The organism is Streptosporangium sp. NPDC006013, assembly GCF_040614275.1.
Taxonomy (GTDB): domain Bacteria; phylum Actinomycetota; class Actinomycetes; order Streptosporangiales; family Streptosporangiaceae; genus Streptosporangium.
The window spans coordinates 1-1,891 of sequence record NZ_JBEXUE010000879.1; the positions used below are offsets into that span (position 1 = coordinate 1).

The 1,891-nt window shown below is 67.6% G+C and carries 1 protein-coding gene; it reads right to left on the reverse strand.

The genetic code is table 11. The features are described 5' to 3' along the window. The coding region (locus ABZ260_RS50570; protein ID WP_355632990.1) for a carbohydrate binding domain-containing protein at nucleotides 1–1,879 on the reverse strand (1,879 nt) is incomplete at its 3' end. Between the last annotated feature and the right edge of the window lie 12 nt (nucleotides 1,880–1,891).

Sequence of the window (1,891 nt, forward strand, 5' to 3'; positions counted from 1 at the left end):
AGGTGAAGAACTGGGCGGAGTGGTTCACCGAGCCGCGGTTCCACTTGTCGTGCACGAACGCGGCGACCTCGCCGAAGACGTAGAAGTCCTTGGCCTTCTCCGCACCGAACCTCGCGGTCGCGTGCTCGCGGATCGCGGGCAGGAACCGGCGGTTCCAGGTGACCCTGGGGATGTGCACGGCGGTGTCGACGCGGAAACCGTCCACGCCCATGTCGATGTACTTGTTGTAGACGTCGATCAGGTAGTCCTGGACGACCTTGCTCTCCGTGTTGAAGTCGGCCAGGTCGTCGTGGAGCCAGCAGCTACGGGAGTCCTCGCCCTCCCAGTTGCCGATCCAGCACTGGTGGTAGTAGTTCGAGGGGAACATGCCGGAGGTCGGATTCGGCCACTGGCAGTTGTAGATGCGGTACCCCTCGGGGCTGCTCCACTGGGTGGGAGTGCCCCAGTTACGGCAGGTGTTGCCCGCCGGCTCGGTGGTGGACCACTGGTCGCCGTTGTACGGCCTGCCCTTGGCCATCGCGTTCTGCGCGGCCGTCAGGTCCGGGGCGTTCCCCTGATGCTCCTGCATCGGGTCGTACTCCCGGCCCGCCACCTTCTCGCTGTAGAGCCACTTCCACTGATCGTCGCGCGCGCCCCACACGGTGGGGGTGAACAGGCCCTTGGCGCCCCAGCGGGAACTGTGGTTGTAGACGACGTCCTGGTAGATCTTGATGCCCTTGGCGTGGGCGGCGTTGATCAGATCCTGGTACGACGTGCCCTCGGACTCCAGGCGGGGGTCGACCCGGTAGAAGTCCCAGCCGTGGTAGCCGTGGAAGTCGTAGTCGGAGCGGTTGAGCACGACCGGGGTGATCCACAGGGCGGAGAAGCCGAGGCCCTTGATGTAGTCGAGCTTGTCGACCAGGCCCTTGAAGTCACCGCGGAACATCGGGTCGTTGTTCGCGGCGTTGCCCGACTTCACGTGCTGGCTGCCCCCCCGGTTGTTGGAGGTGTCGCCGTCGGCGAACCGGGCGGTCATCACGAAGTAGATCGAGTCCTCGCGCGGGTCGCCGCCGAGCGGGGTGCCGCCCTTGGGCTCCTCGGGCTTCTTCCCGGTGGTGGCGGTGGCCTCCTCGCTCGCCCCGGAGAGGTTGCCGGCGGCGTCCCTGGCCTGGACGGTGTAGCGATAGAGGGTGTTCTCCGCCAGGCCGGTGTCGGAGTGCACGGTGGCCGTCAGGTCGACGACCTTGGTTCCCCCGGTGCCGCCGGTGCGGGTGACCTTGTAGCCGGTCACCCCGACGTTGTCGGTGGCGGGGCTCCAGGCCAGCGCGATCGAGACACCGGTCGCGGTCGCCGTCACACCGGTCGGCGTGCTGGGCTTCTCGGTGTCCGGAACCTCGGGGGTGCATGGGTCGGCGGCGTTGCCGGTCACGACGCCGTTCTTGACGGTGCTGACGCCGGTGCCGATGGTGTAGTCGGCGCCGTTGTTGTTGTCCCAGGTGCCGGAACCGTTGTTGAAGGCGGCCTTGAGCCCGGTGGCCGAGCCCAGGCTGACGGTCTTCTTGGCCCAGTCGGCGCAGGCGGTCTCGTTCATGGCGACGCCGGGGACGGCGGTCCAGGCGCCGCCGGTGGGCTGGTAGTGGATGTTGGCGGTCGTCCAGCCCTTGGTCTTCTTGTGGAAGTAGACGACGGCCTGGTTGCCCGGTGGTTCGCCTCCCGAGCACGGGTCACCCGACGTCACCTGGCCGCCGGAGACCTTCACGGTCCCGGTGCCGATGGTGTAGTCGGCGCCGTTGTTGTTGTCCCAGGTGCCGGAGCCGTTGTTGAAGGCGGCCTTGAGCCCGGTGGCCGAGCCCAGGTCGACGGTCTTCTTCTTCCAGCCGGTGCAGGCGGTCTCGTTCATGGCGACGCCGGG